Here is a 1,704-nt window from a genome sequence, read left to right on the forward strand (position 1 = left end):
CTAGCCCGGATTTTGCGTGGTAATTGGTGTGGGTTCGGTGTGATGCCGAGTTGTGTTGTTGGGTAGTGGTTTTCGTGTGGTGGCGTAGAGGTGCTGTCCCGTGTCGCCGGGTGGGGCGGGCTTTCCTGGGGCCTGTGGGTCCTTCATCGTTGATGGGTCCGATGGGGTGGGGTGTTATCCGAAGGCGGTGCGGACGCGGTGCCAGGCGGCGGCGATCGCCGCCGCCCAGCGCCAGGTGGCATCGATGCGTAGCCGCAGTTGGCGGGCGCCGCGGGTGATACGGGCGGCCACGTGCAGGACCCGGTAGCGGAACGTGGTGATCTCGACGCGGGCCAGAGCGCGATCGCTGGCGAACCCGATGAGGCGGGTCCAGGTGACCAGGTCAGCGGCGGCCAGGACGATTTCGAGCCAGGCAGCATTGGCCCAGAAGGAGTGGCAGGGCAGGTTACGCAGCCCGGTGGCTTTGAGTTCGCGGATACGGTCCTCGACGCGGGCGTGCTGGCGGTGCCGTAGTTCCAGACCGGCGACCTGACCGGGTACGACACCCGGTGGTGTGTCGGTGATGAACGCGGTGACCCGCATGCCGTCGGCGTCGGTGAACCGCAACTGCGCGCCGGGGTGGGGGCGTTCTTTACGCAGGATCAGCCGGGTCCCTTCGGGCCAGGAGGCCAGGTTGACCAGGTCGGTGGCTTCAGCGACCCACGCGCCGTCGCGGATCCCGCCGTCGGTGTCGATCGCTGGATACCAGCAATCGCCGAGGTTGAGGGTGTCCACGGCGTCCTGGACGCGGGTATCGACGGGGTACCCGAAGGAGAACCCGGCCCCGGCGGCCCGGCACGCTGCGGCGAATTTGTGGGTGGATCCGGCGGTATCGCAGCGCACCAACACCTTCGGGGCCTCGGGGTTGTCGGGATCGTCGGGGTTGGGCCGCCACGCCGCTGGCAGCGATGCCAAAGCCTGGTGCAGGACGATGATGTGGTCGGAGGCGGTGTTGGAGCCGGCGTTACCGTTGCGCAGCAACCCGGCCAGGGCTTCGCCGCCGGCGATGTCGGGGCGGTCCAGAAACGCCAGCAGCGGGTGCAGCCCGAACGTTTTCTTCCAGGTCGGCGCAGCCCCGGCCTTGTTGTCGGAGTGATCGATCACCAGCGTGGCATCGATGTCGATATGCAGCCAGCCGCCGGTGGTGGGGGCGGCTCCGACAGCCCAGGCCGCTGCCCGCGCCGCGGCTCGGGCTGCGCGCACCCCGGGTAGATGCGCGGCATCGATCCGCTCATCGATCAGCCGCCACATGGTGGTCGTTGAGGCCTTGGCCCCCAGGACGTGCTCCCGGTCACCGCACAGCTGACCGACCGCGTCGATGCAGTCCGCGCCGTCGGCGACCGCGGCCGCCAGATCAGCGAACACCTCCCCAGGCGCATACACCCACGGGCCGCGGTAGGTGTCGGCCAACGCGGCCGTGACCTGCGCCGATAAGCCGGTCCGGTCGGCAAGCTCACGCAGCATGCCCATCCCGGCATGCGACACAACGCCATGGCCGTCGGCGGAAACTTTCACCGGCGATGCCGCCGCGATATTCTTCACCTGCGAAGTGCCTTCCCGTCAGGGTTTTTGAACCGTAGAGAAGTCCAATTATTCCTTGCAGGACAGGCACTTTCGCTTATCTACACACCCCCACAGTCAACATTCCACGAAAAATCCGGGCTA

The 1,704-nt window shown here is 67.4% G+C and carries 1 protein-coding gene; it reads right to left on the reverse strand.

The annotated features are described in order from the left end of the window. Positions 1–174: 174 nt before the first annotated feature. Complete coding sequence (locus ACJH7A_RS30390; RefSeq protein ID WP_016341434.1) at positions 175–1,581, reverse strand: IS1380 family transposase; 1,407 nt, start codon at positions 1,579–1,581, stop codon at positions 175–177. Positions 1,582–1,704: the final 123 nt, after the last annotated feature.

The organism is Mycobacterium sp. SMC-17 (assembly GCF_045310915.1).
GTDB lineage: Bacteria > Actinomycetota > Actinomycetes > Mycobacteriales > Mycobacteriaceae > Mycobacterium.